Here is a 3226-nt window from a genome sequence, read left to right on the forward strand (position 1 = left end):
GACGCCGGCGCGTAAGGCCGCCTGGAAATCGGCGATCGGATCGATCACTTGGTCGGCGGGCAACAGGATCATCGTCGCACCCGGCGATAGGCGCTCGACCACCACCGCCGCCAGGGCAACGCAAGCAGCAGTGTCACGGCCCATCGGCTCGGCGATGATCTGGTCGGCCTTGAGCATGGGCAACTGGCGGCGGGTCTCCTCGGCCAGAGCGATCGTGGTAACCACCAGAATGCGTTCTGGCGGAACCAGCGGCTGCAGACGCGCGACCGTGGCCTGAATCATGGTCGGCCCGCCGAGGATATCGATGAGCTGCTTGGGCCTCGTGCCGCGGCTCATCGGCCAGAAGCGGGTGCCTGAACCGCCAGCCATGACTACGGCGTAGACCACGGAATCAGCGTTCACGATGCAACTCCACCAGCAGACGGTTGAGCGGGATAGACAAAGGATCGGCAGTGGTGCATTCGATGAAGGCCAGGCGGCGGCTGTGCGCGAGCTTCTGCAAGGCTAGACGATGGCCAGCCACCTGTTCGGCATAGGCCTGGCGCAACGCCCGGGGCTCGACTGTGACCGTGCCTTCGCCTTCAAGACCGTCGAAGCGGCTTACCGTGGCCACTCCGAGATCAGTCTCATCAGGATCGAGCACCCACACCAGCGCCACGTCGTGACCTCGGTGGGCGAGACGATCGACGGCTCGGGCGATAGCGTCCGGCTCGGCAAGGAAATCGCTGATGAACACCACCAGGCCCTTGGGCACCGAGGGCGCGTTGAGATGTTCCAGACCCTTGCGCGGATCGGTGCCGCCGGCTGGCGTGTGTCCTTCCAAGACGTGGCAGACCCGCGCCATCTGGCCTTGACGGGCGGCGGGCAGTTCGCGCACCACCTGTTCGGAGAACAGCATCAGCCCGACGCGATCCTGCTGGCCCAGCACCAGATGGGCCGATTGCCGGACCGCGAGGAGCGCTTCCAGATCGTCTCGGGTGCCGCCGCCGAGGTGATCCGCCCGAGCATCTTCGGCGTGCTCATCATCACCATCGTCTATCTGCCCATCCTCGCCCTCACCGGGATCGAGGGGAAGATGTTCCATCCCATGGCGATCACGGTGATTCTCGCCCTCACCGCCGCGCTTTTGCTGTCGCTGACCTTCGTTCCGGCCGCCGTGGCGATGTTCGTCACCGGCAAGGTCGAGGAAAAGGACAGCTTCGTGATGCGCTGGGCGCGGGTGGGCTATCAGCCGGCGCTCGATTTCGCGTTGAAGACCCGAGGTCTGATGATCGGCATCGCCGTGGCGCTTGTGTTGCTGGCCGGCGTCGGCGCCTCGCGGATGGGGTCGGAGTTCGTGCCCAATCTCGACGAAGGCGACATCGCCATGCACGCCCTGCGCATCCCCGGCACCAGCCTGAGCCAGGCCATCCAGATGCAGACCGCGCTTGAGGCCCGCATCGCGGCGTTCCCCGAGGTCGAGCGGGTCGTGGCGAAGATCGGCACCGCCGAAGTCGCCACCGATCCGGTGCCGCCCTCGGTCGCCGACACCTTCATCATGCTGAAGGACCGCTCCGACTGGCCCGATCCGAGAAAGCCGCGCGGCCAGCTGGTCGAGGAGATGGAAGCCGCCGTCAACGAGATTCCCGGCAGCAAATACGAGTTCACCCAGCCCATCCAGATGCGGTTCAACGAACTGCTCTCGGGCGTGCGCGCCGACGTCGCCATCAAGGTGTTCGGTGACGATCTGGACGAACTGCTCAGGCTTGGGGCCGAGATCGAAGGCATCGTCTCGACCGTCGAGGGCGCGGCCGATCCCCAGACCGAACAGATCACCGGCCTGCCTGTGCTCCAGATCACCCCGAACCGCGCCGCCATGGCGCGCCTGGGGCTGAGCGTGAACGACGTCCAGTCGGTCATCTCCACCTCCATGGGCGGTACGACGGCGGGGCAGATCTTCGAGGGCGACCGGCGTTTCGACGTCGTCGTTCGACTGCCCGAGGATCTGCGGGCCGACACCGACGCCATCGGCCGCCTGCAGATCCCGTTGCCGGCAAGCGAGGGGCAGGCGCGCCAGTTCGTGCCCCTCGCCGAAGTGGCGACGATCGAGCTCACGGTCGGTCCCAACCAGATCAGTCGCGAGAACGGCAAGCGCCGCATCGTGGTCACGTCCAACGTCCGCGACCGCGACCTGGGCTCCTTCATCGGGGAGGTTCAGGAGCGGGTCGACACCGAGGTGACGATCCCCGCCGGCTATTGGGTCACCTATGGCGGCACCTTCGAACAGCTGATCTCGGCAGCCAAACGGCTTCAGGTCGTGGTGCCGGCTGTGCTGCTGCTGATCTTCGGCCTGCTGTTCGCCCTGTTCCGCTCCTGGAAGGACTCGGCGATCGTCTTCTCCGGCGTGCCCCTGGCGCTCACCGGCGGGGTGGCCGCCCTGATGATGCGCGATCTCCCGCTGTCGATCTCGGCGGGCGTCGGCTTCATCGCCCTGTCCGGGGTGGCGGTGCTCAATGGCGTCGTCATGGTCAGCTTCATCCGGGGCCTGATCGAGGAGGGCAAGCCGATCCCCGAAGCCATCCGCGAAGGCGCGCTCACCCGTCTGCGGCCTGTGCTGATGACCGCCCTGGTCGCCAGCCTTGGCTTCGTGCCGATGGCGCTCAATGTCGGGACCGGGGCCGAGGTTCAGCGCCCTCTGGCCACGGTCGTGATCGGCGGGATCATCTCATCGACCCTGCTGACCCTGCTCGTGCTGCCGGCGCTCTACAGCCTGGTCCACGGCCGCGACCGGCCCGGGGATCGTCCGCGTCCCGCCTGGCTCGACCACCTGCCGTTCCGCGTCAAGCGCAGGCCGACCTGATGTCGCCCCGTTCCATTCCCTCCCCATCCTCCGGAAGGCTCTCATGACAGTTGCGTATCGCCGCGACCCTTGGTCCTGGCTCAAATCACCCGCGATGGCGCTGGTCGCCATCCTTCTGTTCTTCCTGATCGACGGCGGCCTCGGCCAGGCCTTCGCCCACGGCGTCGCCGAAGGTGACAAGGGCTACATCCAGGAAACCTCCGGCTTCCTGTTCTGGCCGTTCCTGTATCTGGGGGCCAAGCACATGGTCACCGGCTACGACCACCTGCTGTTTCTGCTGGGCGTGATCTTCTTCCTCTACCGGATGAAAGACATCAGCATCTATGTGACGCTGTTCGCCATCGGCCACTCCTCGACCCTGCTACTCGGCGTGCTGACCGACATCAG

Annotated in this window: 3 protein-coding genes and 1 pseudogene; 2 read left to right on the top strand and 2 right to left on the bottom strand. The window is 66.2% G+C overall.

Annotated elements, in window-relative coordinates; translation table 11 throughout:
- Both Q0588_RS03590 and Q0588_RS03595 read right to left on the bottom strand, forming a co-directional pair.
- Positions 1-402: sugar phosphate nucleotidyltransferase (locus tag Q0588_RS03590; RefSeq protein WP_298743849.1), on the bottom strand; the 402-nt coding region annotated here is incomplete at its 3' end.
- Positions 392-898, bottom strand: a complete 507-nt coding sequence (locus tag Q0588_RS03595; RefSeq protein WP_298743850.1) for a hypothetical protein — start codon at positions 896-898, stop codon at positions 392-394. The genes Q0588_RS03590 and Q0588_RS03595, both read right to left, overlap by 11 nt.
- A 21-nt stretch (positions 899-919) precedes the next feature.
- Between Q0588_RS03595 and Q0588_RS03600 the strand changes: the two are divergent.
- Both Q0588_RS03600 and Q0588_RS03605 read left to right on the top strand, forming a co-directional pair.
- Positions 920-2839, top strand: a pseudogene (locus tag Q0588_RS03600) (CusA/CzcA family heavy metal efflux RND transporter); the annotation flags it as partial.
- 94 nt (positions 2840-2933) lie between these two features.
- The coding region (locus Q0588_RS03605) for a HupE/UreJ family protein (RefSeq protein WP_298743854.1) at positions 2934-3226 on the top strand (293 nt) is incomplete at its 3' end.

Source organism: uncultured Brevundimonas sp., assembly GCF_937870815.1.
Lineage (GTDB): Bacteria > Pseudomonadota > Alphaproteobacteria > Caulobacterales > Caulobacteraceae > Brevundimonas.

Coding starts and splice junctions, on each gene's coding strand:
- Q0588_RS03595 (WP_298743850.1), bottom strand. CDS start 898: ATGCTGTTCTCCGAACAGGTGGTGCGCGAACTGCCCGCCGCCCGTCAA.